General features: G+C 66.3%; 11 protein-coding genes. 3 read left to right on the forward strand and 8 right to left on the reverse strand.

What is annotated here, in order from left to right; translation table 11 throughout:
- On the reverse strand, positions 1 to 675 hold the full coding sequence (locus D5301_RS08845; RefSeq protein WP_153855390.1) for a response regulator transcription factor: 675 nt from the start codon (positions 673 to 675) through the stop codon (positions 1 to 3).
- A 129-nt stretch (positions 676 to 804) separates the two neighbouring features.
- Between D5301_RS08845 and D5301_RS08850 the strand changes: the two genes are divergently transcribed.
- Positions 805 to 2,451, forward strand: a complete 1,647-nt coding sequence (locus tag D5301_RS08850; protein ID WP_153855391.1) for a fatty acid--CoA ligase — start codon at positions 805 to 807, stop codon at positions 2,449 to 2,451.
- Between the two features lie 129 nt (positions 2,452 to 2,580).
- On the opposite strand, the gene D5301_RS08855 is transcribed toward D5301_RS08850, so the two are convergent.
- The 6 genes from D5301_RS08855 to D5301_RS08880 form a co-directional block, all read right to left on the reverse strand.
- Positions 2,581 to 3,072: a hypothetical protein gene (locus D5301_RS08855; protein ID WP_153855392.1), complete on the reverse strand. Its 492-nt coding sequence runs from the start codon at positions 3,070 to 3,072 to the stop codon at positions 2,581 to 2,583.
- 219 nt (positions 3,073 to 3,291) lie between these two features.
- Entirely contained in the window at positions 3,292 to 4,197 is a 906-nt protein-coding gene (locus D5301_RS08860; RefSeq protein ID WP_153855393.1) for a hypothetical protein, read from the reverse strand.
- 48 nt (positions 4,198 to 4,245) lie between these two features.
- Positions 4,246 to 5,697 (reverse strand): hypothetical protein, encoded by a 1,452-nt coding sequence (locus D5301_RS08865; protein WP_153855394.1) that lies wholly within the window; start codon positions 5,695 to 5,697, stop codon positions 4,246 to 4,248.
- 87 nt (positions 5,698 to 5,784) lie between these two features.
- Positions 5,785 to 7,359, reverse strand: coding sequence for an alpha/beta fold hydrolase (locus D5301_RS08870; protein WP_153855395.1), 1,575 nt, complete (start codon positions 7,357 to 7,359; stop codon positions 5,785 to 5,787).
- Between the two features lie 155 nt (positions 7,360 to 7,514).
- On the reverse strand, positions 7,515 to 8,696 hold the full coding sequence (locus tag D5301_RS08875; protein ID WP_228756383.1) for a YadA-like family protein: 1,182 nt from the start codon (positions 8,694 to 8,696) through the stop codon (positions 7,515 to 7,517).
- 108 nt (positions 8,697 to 8,804) lie between these two features.
- Complete coding sequence (locus tag D5301_RS08880; RefSeq protein ID WP_153855397.1) at positions 8,805 to 12,161, reverse strand: S8 family serine peptidase; 3,357 nt, start codon at positions 12,159 to 12,161, stop codon at positions 8,805 to 8,807.
- A 338-nt stretch (positions 12,162 to 12,499) separates the two neighbouring features.
- Here D5301_RS08880 and D5301_RS08885 point away from each other — a divergent pair, with 338 nt between their 5' ends.
- Positions 12,500 to 13,804 carry a hypothetical protein gene (locus D5301_RS08885; RefSeq protein ID WP_153855398.1) on the forward strand — a complete coding sequence of 435 codons (1,305 nt, stop codon included), beginning with the start codon at positions 12,500 to 12,502 and terminating at the stop codon, positions 13,802 to 13,804.
- 289 nt (positions 13,805 to 14,093) lie between these two features.
- The gene (locus D5301_RS08890; protein ID WP_153855399.1) at positions 14,094 to 14,834 is read left to right on the forward strand and encodes a DNA/RNA non-specific endonuclease; all 741 of its coding nucleotides are present in this window, start codon (positions 14,094 to 14,096) and stop codon (positions 14,832 to 14,834) included.
- A gap of 18 nt (positions 14,835 to 14,852) precedes the next feature.
- On the opposite strand, the gene D5301_RS08895 is transcribed toward D5301_RS08890, so the two are convergent.
- Entirely contained in the window at positions 14,853 to 15,761 is a 909-nt protein-coding gene (locus D5301_RS08895; protein ID WP_153855400.1) for a hypothetical protein, read from the reverse strand.
- Positions 15,762 to 15,798: the final 37 nt, after the last annotated feature.

Genomic DNA, 15,798 nt, shown 5'->3' on the forward strand with positions numbered 1-15,798 from the left:
TCAGGGGCTGCGCGATTCTTCGATCTGGCGGGAGGGGTCGGCCAGGCCCATTTCATGCAGCACCCGGATCGCCTGCGCACGATTGCGGACCCCGAGCCGTTCCATGATGCGGGTCATGTGCGCCTTTACCGTTCGCAGCTGCACCCCGAGCCGATCGGCAATCTGCTTGTTGAGCAGCCCCTCGGCCACCAGGCTCAGCACCCGGTACTGATGCGCGGACAGGCTGGCCAGCCGCGCAGCCAGATCGGCATCCTTGCTGAAGGGCACCACGCGCGCCACGGGCTCGCGCAGCAACGCCGGGATCCAGCGCTCGCCATCCAGCACGGACTGCAGTGCAGCCTGCAGCTCGTTCAGGCCCGAACTCTTGGGCAGATAGCCAGCAGCACCCAGGTCGATGGCGCGGCGGATCACCTGCGGCTCTTCATTGGCCGAGACGATGATGATGGCCAGCCCTGGCTGCAGTGCGCGGATGGTGGCCAGCCCAGCCAGGCCATGATTGCCCGGCATATGCAGGTCGAGCAGCATCAGGTCGATCTGTTGGCGTTCAAGCACCTCAAGCACGCTGTCCAGCGCGTCGGCCTCGCTGATCTGCAGATCGGCAACCGCCTCTTCGGCCGCGCGATGCAGTGCGGCGCGGAACAAGGGGTGATCGTCGGCAATGAGCAGGGTTGGCATGTCCAGGCGAGAGTAGCAAATCGTCCGCCTTTGGGAAGGCGTACCTAGGTACGCTGGCGTCACGCGGGCGTGCCGATAGTGTGGTGGCATGAAGGGCGTCATCCGATGCGTCGCCCACGAGGACTCACCATGTCATTCTCCCCTGCTCCCGACGCCTCCACCTGCCCGCTGCTGATCAAGCAGCTGCTGCATACACCGCTGGCAGTAAGCCCGGACCAGGAAATTGTGTACGGCGACTCGGTCCGCTTCGACTACCGGACGCTGCAGGCGCGCATCGGCCAGCTGGCAGGGCTGTTGACCTCGCTCGGGGTCAAGCAGGGTGACACCGTGGCGGTGATGGACTGGGACAGCCACCGCTATCTGGAGGCCTACTTCGCCGTTCCAATGATCGGTGCGGTGCTGATGATGGTGAACATCCGCCTGGCACCCGAACAGATTGCCTACACGCTCAACCACAGCGGCGCACGGGTCGTCCTCGCCAATCGCGAATTCCTGCCGATACTGCAGGCCATCGACGAACAGCTGCCGGACCTGCGCGTACGCGTTCTGTTGGATGATGCCGGCGGTCCACTGCCAGAGGGTTTCGTGACCGAGTACGAGGCCGGCCTGCGCGCAGCCTCTGCGGTCACCGATTTCCCGGACTTCGACGAGAACACCCGGGCCACGGTGTTCTACACCACCGGCACCACCGGCCTGCCCAAGGGGGTTTACTTCAGCCATCGGCAACTGGTCCTGCACTCACTGACGGGCATGGCGGCGCTGGGCAGTGCGGCCAACCAGGGACGCCTGCATCGCGGTGATGTCTACATGCCGATCACCCCCATGTTCCATGTGCACGCCTGGGGCCTGCCCTACGTCGCTACGCTGCTGGGCATCAAGCAGGTCTACCCCGGGCGCTACGTGCCCGCCCAGCTGCTGGCGCTGATCGCCCGCGAGAAGGTGACGTTCTCGCACTGCGTGCCGACCATCCTGCACATGCTGCTGGAACACCCGCTTGCGGCCGACACCGATCTCGGCAACTGGAAGGTGATCATCGGCGGTGCGGCCCTGCCGCGGGCACTGGCGCAGCGGGCTCTGGCTCGCGGCATCGACATCTTCGGTGGCTATGGCATGTCCGAGACCTGTCCGCTGCTCACGCTTGCCCAGATCGATGCGGACGCCGTGACGGATGCGGATGAGGTGCTTTCGCTGCGTACCAAGGCCGGCATTCCGGTGCCGCTGGTGGAGCTGCGCATCGTCGATCCGGACATGAACGACGTTCCCCACGATGGCATCGCCACCGGTGAGGTGGTGGTGCTCGCGCCCTGGCTCACCCAGGGCTACCTGCACGACCCGGACGCGTCCAGGGCGTTGTGGGCGGGCGGCTACCTGCATACCGGGGATATCGGCAACATCGACGAAGGCGGTTACCTGAGGGTGACCGACCGCATCAAGGATGTGATCAAGACCGGAGGCGAGTGGATTTCCTCGCTCGCTCTGGAGGACATCATCGCCCTGCACCCGGCGGTCAGCGAAGTCGCAGTGATCGGCATCACCGACACGAAATGGGGCGAGCGGCCGCTGCCGCTGGTGGTCAGGATGCCCGGCACTGAAGTAAGCGAGGCGGAGATCATCGAGCTGATCGCAGCCCGCAGCCGCGCCGGGGATATCTCACGCTATGCGATTCCGGAGCAGGTCAGTTTCGTGGATTCGATCGAACGGACCAGCGTGGGCAAGATCAACAAGAAAAAGCTGCGTGGGCTGCATGATCCGGCGGCTGGCTTGGGCCGCGCGTGACGCTCGCCTGTTCGCCGACGTCACTGTTCGTCCGGCAAGGCGCGGAGTGGCGCCCCGGGTCGATGATCTCCTGGGGCGCCACTGTTCTGCAGCAGACTCGGATCGTGCCCTGACCAGGACAGGTCACGCTCAGTCGATGCAGGGCCCCTTCGCAGCAATCTCTGTGCTGGCCCCCTTCGCACTGATGCCGGCGGGGCCCTGGCATGCGTCAAAGCTGTACTTGATCAGCTTCCACGCCCCGCTCGACCACCGGTATGTCCACGACTCGGAGGCACCGCTCGGCAAGGTATTGGAGATCGAGATGACCTCGCCCTCCACTCCGCGTGCAGGCAATGGGACCGGCGGCCCCGCCGCGCCCGCGGGCTTGAGGTTGCCTGCAGGCTGATAGGTGTGCGAGATGGTCAGTTCGCCCGTCTGCAATGCGGGCGCATAGGCGGGTGAGTTCCGCTTGATCCAATCGACAATGTAGCCGGCTTCCAGCGAATCCGAAGCATACCTGGCCTTCGCAACCACAGTGGCGGACGTCGTGCCCGCAATCGGTCCCGCACTGACACTTGCGGCGGAGACTCCGCCCAACGCGATCACCAATGGCAACGCCACGCCCAACAGCGAGAACTTCATACCCTGCTCCTTGTGTGTATGCAGCTTTCCCAATGGGCCGTCGATGGCCCGGGGGCAGTGTAGGCATTGCGGGCAGGCCTGGCATCGGCGCAGTCATGCCCATTGCTCATATCCATCAGGCTCCGCGCATGATCCAGCGCGCCGATGGCCAGGGTGCTGATTGCATGGACTGCACCACCTGCATCCGCACTGCCTGCATCAATGGCTGCCGGTCCGGCGCTACCACGCGGGAAGCGCCTTGACGCCGAATCTGAAAAGCAGGTCACGCTTGCGGTCTGGATCGAGTTCGCTGTGATCCACGGTGCTCAGCGGCCAACGTTCGTACGTGCTGCACAGGCCGGCAGGTTCGGTCTGTGCGGACACATCCCTTGCCCAGTCGACGTCCCTCGGGTCGACACCCCGCTCAAGCCACCGCTCCACATCCCGGGCAGTGCCATGGCGCAGCGCCGAATCAATGGCCAGCAGGCCGATCGCACGCCGCCCGTCCTCACGGGTCGCCTTGTTCCAGGCGGCCTCTGCGACGCCCTGCAGGAACCGGTATCGCTCTTCGGATACCGTCGGCAGGCCCTCGTGGCCATGCCCCTCGATCACGTCGGTCCGCACCAGGCAGAGCAGCTGGGCCGGCGCCAGCGTCGGGTCGTTGGCGTCCAGTGCCGCCTGCAGAGCGGGGAGATCGCCCTGCGCGATGGCCGGTTGCAGGCGCGCCCGGTGTGCGCTCATCGCTTCCAGCTTCGCGTTCATGGCGGCCAGCTCCTGGCGCGACATCGCCGAGGGATCGAACCACGCCGAATCGCAGCCCGCGAAGAAGCTGACCGCGCTGACACCTGCGGCAAGCAACAGCACCAGCCCAAGGCCGATCCGTCTTACACCCACCCACCATGCAACCGCCGCAACCAACGTGGCACCCAGCACTGCTGCCAATGCCGCGCACAGCAACAGGATCGGCAGCAGCATCATCACCCCCATCCCGGCGTACATGCCGCTCGGCCTGGCCAGCGGTACAAGTGCGCCGACCAGGTACATCAGCAGCGCCACGCCGAGCAATGCAGCGACTGTCAGCATCCAGCGACGGAAGGCTCCGAACTGCAACGGCGGCCTGGCGGGATTGGGGGACGGGCTAGCCATGCGATCCTCTCCTTCGGAATTCATCCCTGTACGGCGCCCTGCGCGCACTCACAAGGTCAACAGCCACGCTTCCAGGGCCTGCGTATCGCGCATGTCGCCCTCGTAGCGATGATGCGGCACATGCGGTTCATTCGAACCCCGCACTCGCCCCCTGAAGACCTTCATCGGCACCGAGATCCTGGCCAGCCCGCTCGGCAGCCGTTCCGGCCGCACGTCCATGTAAAGACTGTCGGCCGAAGTCTCGACGCCGACCTGCACCGCGCCGAGCCGTTTCCACAGGTCCAGCGCATCCAGGCAGGCCGAGCCACAGGCAGCATCCGCCACGACCACGACCCTGCCCTTGCGCACAGGTGCGACCGGGCCTGCGGTGGGTGCTGCGCCTGCGTTGGCCGCGTGTGGCTCGCGCCACAATGCCTCGCCCCGCCCCCTTGCCTGGGCCATTCCCGCCGTCACGGATTCCAGCATGCGACGCAGCGCCGGTGATGCGTCGGGCGCCTGTTCCAGCTTCTGCAGGAAGCCGCGAAGCTGGGCGATGTTGGCCTGGGAAGTCCGCCACTCCACCCAACTGTGGTCGGGCAGCGCGTCCACCGCGGCACGGCCCCAGATCAATCGCGCCAGTTCGATGCTCCATTGCGACGCACCGCCACTGTTGCCTCGAACGTCCAGCACAACCCATGGTGCCTGCTGCAGCGCTTCGGCTTTCGGAGCAAGCTGCTCAAGCAGCGCGGTCAGTTCCCTGAAGTTCTGCTCGGTCGGGTCGGCATTGAAGCTGCTGGTGGTGATCCAGTAACCGCCATCGGGCATCGCGTGCCAGCCGTTGGCCGGACGGACGCTGCGCCGGGTGTCAGCCAACCGCTTCTTGCGCTGCCCCGCCTCCAGCGGTTGCCAGCGCAGTGCATAGGATTTCTCGCGACCATCCACCTGGAAAACGCAGGTGTGCAGTACTGGCACGTAAGGATTGCCCTGCTCCAGCAACACCTCGCCACCGCCATGGAGGCGGCTGGCCTGCAGGTTCCAGCGCCCGCTGAAGTCTCCGATCCGGCGCGCAGCCAGCGTTTCTGCATCGATGCCATCACACGACAGCAATCGCGCCCCCAGTGGCGGATGAGCGGGGCCGCCGTCCACGGTCATGACCACCTGCGTGTCGCCATCGAAGCCGGTCAGGAAGCCGGGCCAGCGCGTCGGCAGCCCGGGGGCAGCGGCAAGCGTGTTGAGACTGACGTGGCCATCGTTGAAGGAGGCCGCATAGCCCTTCATGGCCCACCAGTAACCCGCGAAACTCTCCGCCTTTCCAGCGCGGGAGCGTGCCAGTGCCAGGGCAGCGTCCAGCTGGGCGCCGAATCCGGGGTTCTGCCGATCAACGGCCCCTGGATGGCTGCCGCGCATCGCCGCATCGGCAGCCTCCAGATCCTTCTGCAGCGTACTCGGCCAGTCGATCGGCGCGTCCTGTGTGGCAGGTGCAGCCAGCACTGCACCCAGCAGCAGCCATGCAATGGCCATGGATTCATCCCTCTACCGGATCGACCTGCAGTCTCGCAGCTTTCCGCACTGGCGTACCGTGCCCGCCGCAACGGGCACGGCACCACATCAATGCAGCGGCACCTTCAATACCGACGGCGCGCTGGCCGGCGAACTGAAGGTCACCGCCCCACCCAGCTGGCTGATGCCTGCATAGCGCAGGTCCACGGTATCAACCACCAGGGTCAGGCGGCTGCCGGCCGGTAGGTTCCAGCTGCTCGCTTCCAGCCGCAGGTCGAGCGTCTTCGGCTGGCCCGGCGTGGCACCGCGCAGCGTGTACGGCTTGTGGCTGATCAACTGGCCGTTGCCCAGCACATCCTCGGCGTACAGGTAGGCATACAGCGTGGTATTGGCGCGGCTGGGCGTGACCGTCAGGCGCACTTCCGGCGTACCGTCCAGCCGTTTGGCGCTCCACTGGATCGGCCCCTGCCAGACGCCGGCAGCACTGCGGCCAACAAACGGCACGTAGGCACCCGGCGGCAGATTGATCATCTGCAGCGCGCCGGAGGCCATCGCCACGCCGGAATTGGCTGCGGTCAGCAGCCCGCTGCCGATGCGGTAGTTCCAGCCAGTATTGCTGCCATTCTCGACCAGGCCACCGGTCGGCAGCAGCAGGCCAGAGGGTGCGGTCAGTCCGTAGCTGATGGCGCTCTTGCTGGTCGCCTGCCAATCCGGATAGCGGCTCCAGCTGCCCTTCTGTGACTTCAGCTGCACCGCCGGCTGGCGGTCGATGCCGTTGGCCACCGCCTTCAGATAATGATCGAACCAGTCGCCCACCTGGTCATAGACTTCATTGGGGATGCCCAGTGCACCGAACGCTTCGTTGAGCGCGTGGTCGCCATGGCGCAGCTGCAGCTGCTTCGGCCCCTTCAGCCGGTTGAAGAAGTCAACCAGCTGGCCCGGCGGGAACAGGCTGTCGTTGAAGGCGTTGGCCAGGAACACCGCCGGCTGGTTGGCGTTGATCTCGTCGATGCTGGCCGCAGGACTGCGTTGCGCCGCCACCGGCAGCAGCGACTCCACGGCGCCCTGGTAGTTGCCGACCAGCACATTGCGGTTGATCGTGGCCAGCTCCGAGCCGGCGCGTCCGGTCACCAGTCCGGCCGCCACCAGCAGGGCGATGCCCTGTGCGCTGGGGGTGTCGTTGCTGTAGAGCGACGCCTGCAGATCGGCCCAGCCACTGAGCGCTGCCACGGCCTTGATGCGCGGATCGCGTGCCGCCGCCAGCAGGCTGGTGCCCGCACCGTAGGAGATGCCCGAAACGCCGATCCGGGCCGGGTCGGCGCGGGTGTTGTCCAGCGCCCAATCGATCAGGGCGCTGACATCTTCGACCGTGGCTGGGCCGGCGATGTCGATGCTGCCGCCGGATTCCCAGAAGCCACGCGAGCTGTAGCTGATCACCACATAGCCGCGCCGCGCCAGCGACTGCGCCACTCCCACGTATTCCACGCTGGGCACCGCCCAGCTGCTGGGCATCACCAGCAGCGGATAGCGCCCGCTGCCCGCGTCCTGCGGTTCGATGACGAAGGCCCCGAGAGGCGTTCCATCCCAGCTGGGAATGGTGCGGTGGGTGGTCTTGACCGTGGCGGCCCAGGCGGTCGGCGCCAGGCCGGTCAGCAGGATCAACAGCAGCAATACCTTGCGCATCGTCGTCTCTCCCCGTCGGTGGTGGTGCAACGGGTTGGACCGTACCAGTGCGAATGGTGGGTGGCACCTTGCGACGCAGCATGACGTTTGCTGCATGTTCGCAGCGGTTGTTGGCTGAACAGGGGGCGGAGGCCGCCCCCTGCCCCATCATCGCGTCACAGGTCCACGCCGAAGCCCATGCCTGCAGACTTCTCGCCATTGCTGAAGGCGCCACCCAGTGAGAAGGAGGCGCGTTCGCCGATGCGCCTGCCGTAGCCGATCGACAGCGCCTGCTCGCCCCCCTGGAAGCCGGCACCCACGGCAATACGACCACGCGGGCTCTGTGAGCCGGCAGCGTTGATGGCCATGTTCAACATCGCCGAACTCATCGCCCCCATGCGATCGATCCGCTGGTCCTGGTGGCGCAGGCGGCGCTCCATCTCCTGTTTCAACCCGTTGTTGTCCAGCGCGAACTGCGCCAGGCGCTGGTCGGTGTAGGCATTGGCCGTCGTCACCGCCTGCGCGGACTTGGTATCGGTATAGGAGTTGGCCGAAGAGAGCGTGGTTGCGCTGCTGGCATCGGTGTAGGCCTTCGAGGTCGTCACTGCCGCGGCGCTGCTCGCGTCGGTGTAGGCGTTGACGGAGTTGATGGTCGCCGTGGCCCGCGCATCGGCATAGCTGTTGGCCGAGGACAGCGTGTTGGCATTGGCGGTGTTCATCTGATTGAGGTTCACCGCATCGGTGCCCTGCGTGGCGGCGGCCACGTTGGTCAACTGGCGTTCGTTGCCGGCGCTGCCCACCGATACCGAATTGGCCCGGTCGGCGACGGAGCCATTGCCCAGTGCGACGCTGTCGTTCGCAGAGGCGATGGCACCATTGCCCACGGCGCTGCTGTTGTTGCCACTGGCTTCGGACAGGCTGCCCAGCGCGGTGCTGTTTTCGCCCGTGGCGTTGCTGCCAGCACCGGAGGCGGTGGAGAACGAGCCCGTCGCGGAGCTGCCGGAGCCACTGGCACTGCTGAAGTCACCACTGGCAGTGGCGCTGTCGCCGATCGCCGCGCTGTTGGCGCCGGATGCCGAGGCGCCCACGCCCACGGCGGCGCTCTGGTCGCCAGAGGCGCTGCTGGCTGCACCGATCGCCGTGCTGCCGGTGCCGCTGGCACTGGCGCCGGTGCCGACGGCCGCCGACAGATCGCCGCTGGCATCGGCGCCACTGCCACAGGCCAGCGAGGCGGCACCACCGGCGCTGGCGCCGCCGTTGGACACGCCGCCGAAGCCATCGTCCAGCTGGCAGGTATCACCGGCCCACGCCGGTGCGGTTGCCATGGCCAGTGCCACGGCAAGGATGTGCTTGTGCATCGTCTTCACGGTACCCCCGAGGTCCATCAGGAAGGGTTCCCGGCAGGCGCCGGGAACGTTGGGAAACAGGCCGCCCCGGCACAGGGCGGCCTGGATGCTGCAGGCGCCTTACGGCGTTACGGTCAAGGCGACACGGACAGCCGTCTTCGGCGTGCTCGGGTCGTTGCTGCCGACACAGACGAAGCCCGAATAGCTGCCCGGCGCGAGGCCCCCGGCATTGATCTGCACCTGCGTGCTCTGGCTGCCGCCTGCGGAGATGCGGCCCAGGGCGCGGGTCGGTGTGCCGATCCAGCCGGCACCGCAGGCGTTGCTTCCGCCCAACCCATAGGCCAGCCCTGGGGCGCCGGTGGTGGCGGACCAGGCGCCACTGCCATCCGGGTTGATGATCGCGCTGCGGTACACGCTGTCGCCGCTGGTGGCGTTGAACCAGAACCAGCTGGTGGCCAGAGGCGCACGCACCGAGACCACCAGCCAGTAGCGGCCTGCGGGCAGGTTGACGTTCTGGCCCGCCGCGGCCATGTCCAGGTTGATGGTGGCCAGCGTGGCTGACGTTCTTACGCCTGGGCCGCTGACGGTGGAGGTATAGGTCCACAGTGCCACCTGCGGGCTCGATTCCGGATTGCCCTCCGGATTGCCGCCGACATCACGGAAGATCGACCAGTTGATGTTGGTCGATGTCGCCAGCGTGCCACCGTTGACGAAGCCGTCAGCGACGATACGGGTGATGCCGGTGGCCTCGCCCAGGGTGAAGTCATCTGCAGCGAGCTGTGCACGTGCACCCACAGACACGGCATCGGTGAAGCGTGTCGAGCGACGCCCGTTGGCGTTGTTTGCCGCCTGTGCGACCAGCGTGCGGGTACCTACTCCGGAATTGTCGATCTGCCACTCCAGCGGTGAGCCACCGGTATTGGCGATCTGCAGGTTCACCGCTCCGCTGCCACCGGTCGGCAGGGTCAGCGTGTTCGACGGCGGCGTGGCGGCAATCTGCGGCGGCGGCACCGACACAGCGATCGGCAGGCGCAGCAGTGGCTGGCTGGTATCCCCCCCCTGCGGCGCCAGGGTCAGCCTGGCAAAGCGCCAACTGCCATCGTTCGGTACCGAACCGGTGGTGACGATGATCCGCACCGACTTGCTCTCGCCCGGCGCCAGAGTGAACACCGATGGCGAGACAACCGCAGTCAGGCCCTGCACCTTCGCCGTCCAGGTCTGCCGGGTCGGCAGCACGTTGCGGAACACGCGGGTGAAGCTGCAGCTGTCGGGGCAACTGCGCTTGCCCAGGCTTGCGATGTTGAGCGACGACACTTCACCGCCATTGGCCGGATTGGCGCCCAGGAAGTTGGTCTTGGTCTCGTTCAGCACCAGGCCTGCACGCAGCGCCTGGTCCACCTGGATGCGGCCCGCGCCCATCGCGAATGGATCGGCCGGAGTGACGCCGTCTTCTTTCAGCACTTCCTGGCGCGCGGTCATCATCAATGCCGAGCGTGTCTCCTGCACCGTCCAGTCCGGACGCGCCTGGCGCAACAGTGCGGCGGCGCCCGCGTGATGCGGCGATGCCATCGAGGTGCCGTCCATCAGGCCAACGGCGTTCTCCGAGCCGGTCACCTCGTTGCCTGCGATTACCGCCAACACGCGCACGCCCGGGGCCGTGACGTCCGGCTTGACCAGATCGAAGATCCCGGCCGGGCCACGCGAACTGAAGTCACCCAGCACGTCGGGCGTGTTGCTGATCTTGCTGGCCGGATAGGCGATGCCAGCGGTTGCGTTGTTGCCAGCGCTGGCGGCGAAGGTCCGCAGTGCATTGGCGTCCGACTGATCGATGGCGAAGGCGGGAATGGTGGCCCCCGCCACGTTGGGCAGGATGGGTGCCGGCTGGTTGTTGCCGATCAGCACGGCGATCGCACCCGCAGCGGCGGCGTTGTTGACCTTGTCGCTGAAGTTGCACGAGCCACGACGGATCACCGCAATGGCGCCCTGGAAGGTGTTGGCCGCGAACGGCGCGCACCCGTCGTTCGCGCTGTCGATGCCTGCACTGACGCGCAACGGCGTGGTCGCCGGAATCGGCGTTGCGAACGGCACGCCGCCCGAACCTTCGGTCAGCAGGATGGCGGTGAGCGCCGGCGGCACGCTGCCGGGGCCGCTGACCGCAGCGAACAACACGATGTCGCCGCGGCCATGCGTGGCCGCCGCAGTGCTGCCGGTCCAGGGCTCCAGATGACCCATCGTGTTCGGGCCCGGGCCGGAGTTGCCGGCGGATGTCGCCACGTAGATGCCGGCATCGGACGCATTGAGGAAGGCCAGCGAGACAGCTTCTCCCCACGGCGCGGTACCGCCGGCAATGGAGTAGTTGATGACGTCGACAACGCCATCGGCGAGGGCCTGGTTGACCGCTGCCAGCGTCGAGGTGTTCGGGCAGAAGCCGCGCCCGGTGGACACTTCGGTGTAGCAGGCGTCGTAGGCGATGATGTTGGCGCTCGGCGCAACGCCGGAAATGTGGATCTGGTTGCCCCGGTAGGACGCGGTGTGCGGGTTGCCCGCTGCAGTGGAAGCGGTATGGCTGCCGTGGCCGTTGGTGTCACCAAAGCCGGGCTCTTCGCGTACATCCGCAACGCCACACTGGTTGCCCGGCGCACCGCAGACAAAATCGTAGCCGCCGATCAGCTTGTTGTTGCAGCGGCCTTCGTCGATGCCACCCGGTGCGCAGGTGCCAAGATAGTTGCCCGCACCCAACGGATTGATGTGCTCGTAGCCATCCTCCGCACGGGCGGTGAAGGCCGGGCTGCCGAAGTTGATGCCCGAATCGATGACACCGATCACCACACCTTCGCCACGGAACGGCGTGGGGGTGCCGTTCCACAGCGCGGGTGCGCCGATCAGCCCAGGTCCGACATCGGTATCCTGCTCGTACTCCCGGTATTCCTCGACCAGCTCCACATCGGGAAGTGCGCGTACGCGCTCCGCTTCCTGCGGATTCATCTGCAGCACCGATGCGTTGATCGCATGCTGCATGCGCCGCTCGACCTTCACGCTGCGGCCCAGCGTGGCATTGATGCGGGCCTCGTGCTGTACCTGGCGATCCGCGAGGAAGCGCACATAGTCCTGTGAACGTGCCCCCCGCACCGCAATGCGTGGTGTTGGCGCATTGCCCGTGGCCGCGGCCGCGCGCGCGGCGCTGGCGGACGGACGCATGCGTTCCGGTGCCGCGAGGCCCTGGATATCCCCCTTGTAGGTGGCCAGCGGCTCCTCGCGATAGACCACGATGTAACGGTTGGAAAGTTCGGCGAAGCCGCTTCCCGGACCCGTCGCTGCAGGCCCGGCCGGATTGCCGGCGCGTGCATCCACGGAGGGATTGCCCGTCTTCGACTGGGCGCCGGTACTGCGTATGCCCACGGCTGCGGCGGCCAATGCGGCCCCCGCCACCAGGGTCAGTGCAACCCATTTGCCTCGTTTGATCCATGCATTGCGCATCGAATACCCCTTTTCATTGAAAGCCCGAGATGCACGCCGGCGTCAGCGCCGGCGCTGTGATGTCTGGTGCTTCAATTGCGGGTGCGGCGCGTAGTCCCCGACGCCTTGCACCCCGCTGCGCCCCGGCAGCAGAATCGACACTACCTCAAAATTTGACGTGGCGCACAGTTTTTCGTGACAACTGCAAGGCAGGGATCAGTACGCGAAAGTATGGATGCCTTCCTGCAGGGCGTAGCCATGGCCTGGGCAGCCGAAGCGGCACCGCGTTCGTTGTCCATCATTGAAGGGCAGGAGTATCCAGTACTATGACTGTCTGTGCCCATCAATGCACGGATGCCATGGACACTCTCCGCTTCGTACTGATCGCCTGCGCTGCCTGTGCGGCAGGACCGGCATGGTCCGTCGAATCACCGATCGCCGATGCGGACGCGAGTCGAATCTTCAGGGAAGCGCGTGCACTGTGCCAGGCCGATGGCGGACAGTTGTGGGGCCAATCCCTGTGCGGGCCGATGATGCTGGTTGATCCAGGGAGCCGGCAGGTCATCGCCTCGCACGCAGACGCACAGGGTGCGCTGAAGGCACGCGGCAACGTGTTCGCAGGCCAGCTTCCGGCCGATGCGATCGTCGCCAATACCGCCGTGGACTGGTCCGGCACACGCTGGACGCAGCTGCTCTGGCCATTGCCGCAGGACGCGTCCCGGCGCAGCACCCTGCTGGCTCACGAAATGTTCCATCGCCTGCAACCGGCGTTGCCCATCATCGCGCCAACCGAGGGCGGAAACGAACACCTCGACACGCTTGAAGGACGCTACTGGCTGCAGCTGGAATGGCGCGCACTGGCGGATGCGCTTGCGGCCACCGATGCAGTGGCGCAGCACACTGCGATGATGGATGCGCTTGCATTCCGCGCCGAACGCCACCGCCAGTTCCCTGCGGCCGCGCAGGAGGAAGCGGCGCTGGAATTGAACGAGGGCCTGGCTGAATACACCGGCGTGGTCGTCGGCAACCCGTCGCCCGCGACACGCGTCCAGGCGGCGCTGCATGACCTTCGGGCGCACGTTGCTGATCGCAGCTTCGTCCGCTCTTTCGCCTACGCCACCGGCCCGGCCTATGGCCTGCTGCTGGACCAGGCGGCCCCCGGTTGGCGCAGCGATCTCGCCCACCACGCCCGGGACCTCGGCACGCGTCTGGCCGAAGCGACCGGTGCCCCTCCACCGACCGACGTGGCCGCACTGCGGGCAGCTGCCGCGCGATACGACGGGCCAGTACTGCGCGAAGCTGAAACGCTGCGCGAACAGCAGCGTCTGGCGCAGCTGGAACACAATCGCGCGCGCTTCGTGACAGGCCCGGTGGTGCGCCTGGACCTGCGCAGCATGCGCATCCAGTTCAACCCCAACACGATGCAGCCGTTGCCTGGCCGTGGCACGGTGTATCCAACGATGCGACTGACCGACGTCTGGGGCAGCCTGGATGTCACCGACGGTGCGTTGATGCAGAGCGACTGGAAGGCGGTGTTCGTGCAGGCGCCCGCAAGTACTGAGCCGCCGCTGCAGGGGCCGGGATGGTCGCTGAACCTGAAGCCGGAGTGGTCGCTGGTGCCGGGAACACGCAATGGCGACTACGTGTTGAAGGCGAACCCCTGACAACACCTGCAGGCATCGCGATGCTCTAGCACGCCTGCGTTTCAGCCACGCCCTGCTCCATCTGACACATCTCCAGTGCTTGCGCGCTGTCACAGCTTGGTCTTTTCGTCGTTGACCGAAAGACGACAGCTTGTGACGCTTACGACACCGCACGGCCTCCACGGCCCTGTCATCGCGGTCACGTCCCACCGCAATCCGCAGCACCCGTCTCCGCAACGTCCTCCCATGACTTCGCCCCGGCCCGGTCTTGGCGGACGGCTGCGCCCTGAACTTCTGCTGGAGAACCGCAATGCGCCTCGCAAGCTTCTTCTTCGCGTTCGTCCTCAGCGCCGTCGCCGGCGCAGCCCAGGCCCAGGTCGTCACCCTCAACAAGGGCGGCTTCGTGCTCACCTACGACTGCAGCATCCACAGCGCCACCCGCTACGAATACACGCTCACCGCAGACACCGGCTCGGAAGCGCGCCCTTCCAGCTTCTACAAGGACCCGGACCTGCCCGCCGGCTGCCTGGGCCAGACCAGCACGGCCTCGTATGCCAGCATCAAATCCGGCTATGACCGCGGTCATCTGGTGACCTCCAACCACATGGACTACAACGCGACCTACATCCGTCGCGCCAACTACATGACCAACATCGTTCCGCAGGTATCCAGCTTCAACCAGGGCATCTGGGTGAAGGCCGAGAACGTGGCCGAGTGCTACCGCGACATCGCGCCGGTGGATGTCTATGGCGGCGTGGTCTATGGCGATACCTCCAATGACTACTTCCTGGCCAGCCACGGCATTCCCACGCCGGAGTTCTTCTGGAAGACGATCATCACCCGCGACCCGAACACCGGCACCGCCAAGGCGATCAGCTGGATCATCCCGAACGAAGCGAACCTGGGCAGCCTGGACAACTACCTGGTGACCATCGCCGACCTGGAAGAGCTGCTGGGCGCCAGCTATGTGGCCATCAACGCGCCGGCCTCGCTGAAGGCCATGCTGCCGGCCACGACCTGGCCGCAGCCCGCGGGCTGTGATCTGAGCTGATCCGGCAGGACGCCCGACTCAATGTGCTGGCGTTGCGAGCCGTAGCGACGCCAGCGTTCTGGCAAGCCGGTACTGGGCAGCGCTGGCGGCCAGCATCGCCAGTGCCAACAGCAGCAGTCCGAACGGCCCAGGCACCTGCGCGATCATCAGCAGGACGCCAGACACGAGTATCACGATCAGCGAGGCCGTTCCAGTCAGCAGCGCTGCAGTGGCCAGCAGGCGCCCCATTGCCGGAGTAGCAGAAGGCGGAATTCCTGCCACAACGCCTGCGGTTGAAGCCAGTGCCGCCAGCACCAGCGTGAGCAGCAGAACGATCTGCAGCTCCAGCCAAAGGCCATCCCCCACCGTCGGGGAACCGGACTCCAGTGCCATCAGGCGAAGCTGCACGAGAATTGCTGGCAGGCACACGCCACCGAGCAGCAGCATGCCGGCGCCCACCTGACTGGCGCTGACCACGCCGGTGTGCGGCCCCCGGATTGCGCGACCGCGTTGCAACAGGAGTGCAGGCAGCAGTGCGACCGCTGTCAGCAACAGCGTGTGCAGCAGTGAAGCGGCCACCACCCAGACCAGGGAATGTGCGTCCGGTGGGCCCATCTGCAGGTACATCCACACCGACAGATGATCCAGCACGATCAACATCAGGTAGAAGGACACGCCTGACGCGAGCGGATGCCGGATCCACAGTGCGCCTCCTCGCCCGAACAGAACGGTGGAAGCCAGCACGGCCGCCGCGGCGAAACAACACAGCCGGAACGCCAACGAAACCAGGGCATCGGCGAAGCCACTGGCCCCGATCTGCATGCCATGCCCGCGCGCCACGGCCATGCCTTCAATGAAGCCCGGCAGGAACAGGCTCAGCACGGACAGCTTCGCAGCCATTGCGAATACGACGGGATAGGCGCTGAAGAACAATCGCAGCCGGTTCAAGGCTCGCTCCTGTGCAACGGTATCGGTACGCAACCGT

This window comes from Stenotrophomonas sp. MH181796, assembly GCF_009659995.1.
In the GTDB taxonomy this organism is placed as follows: Bacteria; Pseudomonadota; Gammaproteobacteria; order Xanthomonadales; family Xanthomonadaceae; genus Stenotrophomonas; species Stenotrophomonas riyadhensis.

Excerpts from the sequence above, each read along its gene's own strand:
- D5301_RS08865 (WP_153855394.1), bottom strand. The coding sequence starts at position 5,697 with ATGGCCATTGCATGGCTGCTGCTGGGTGCAGTGCTGGCTGCACCTGCC.
- D5301_RS08855 (WP_153855392.1), bottom strand. The coding sequence starts at position 3,072 with ATGAAGTTCTCGCTGTTGGGCGTGGCGTTGCCATTGGTGATCGCGTTG.
- D5301_RS08870 (WP_153855395.1), bottom strand. The coding sequence starts at position 7,359 with ATGCGCAAGGTATTGCTGCTGTTGATCCTGCTGACCGGCCTGGCGCCG.
- D5301_RS08850 (WP_153855391.1), top strand. The coding sequence starts at position 805 with ATGTCATTCTCCCCTGCTCCCGACGCCTCCACCTGCCCGCTGCTGATC.
- D5301_RS08885 (WP_153855398.1), top strand. The coding sequence starts at position 12,500 with ATGGACACTCTCCGCTTCGTACTGATCGCCTGCGCTGCCTGTGCGGCA.
- D5301_RS08880 (WP_153855397.1), bottom strand. The coding sequence starts at position 12,161 with ATGCGCAATGCATGGATCAAACGAGGCAAATGGGTTGCACTGACCCTG.
- D5301_RS08845 (WP_153855390.1), bottom strand. The coding sequence starts at position 675 with ATGCCAACCCTGCTCATTGCCGACGATCACCCCTTGTTCCGCGCCGCA.
- D5301_RS08890 (WP_153855399.1), top strand. The coding sequence starts at position 14,094 with ATGCGCCTCGCAAGCTTCTTCTTCGCGTTCGTCCTCAGCGCCGTCGCC.
- D5301_RS08860 (WP_153855393.1), bottom strand. The coding sequence starts at position 4,197 with ATGGCTAGCCCGTCCCCCAATCCCGCCAGGCCGCCGTTGCAGTTCGGA.
- D5301_RS08875 (WP_228756383.1), bottom strand. The coding sequence starts at position 8,696 with ATGCACAAGCACATCCTTGCCGTGGCACTGGCCATGGCAACCGCACCG.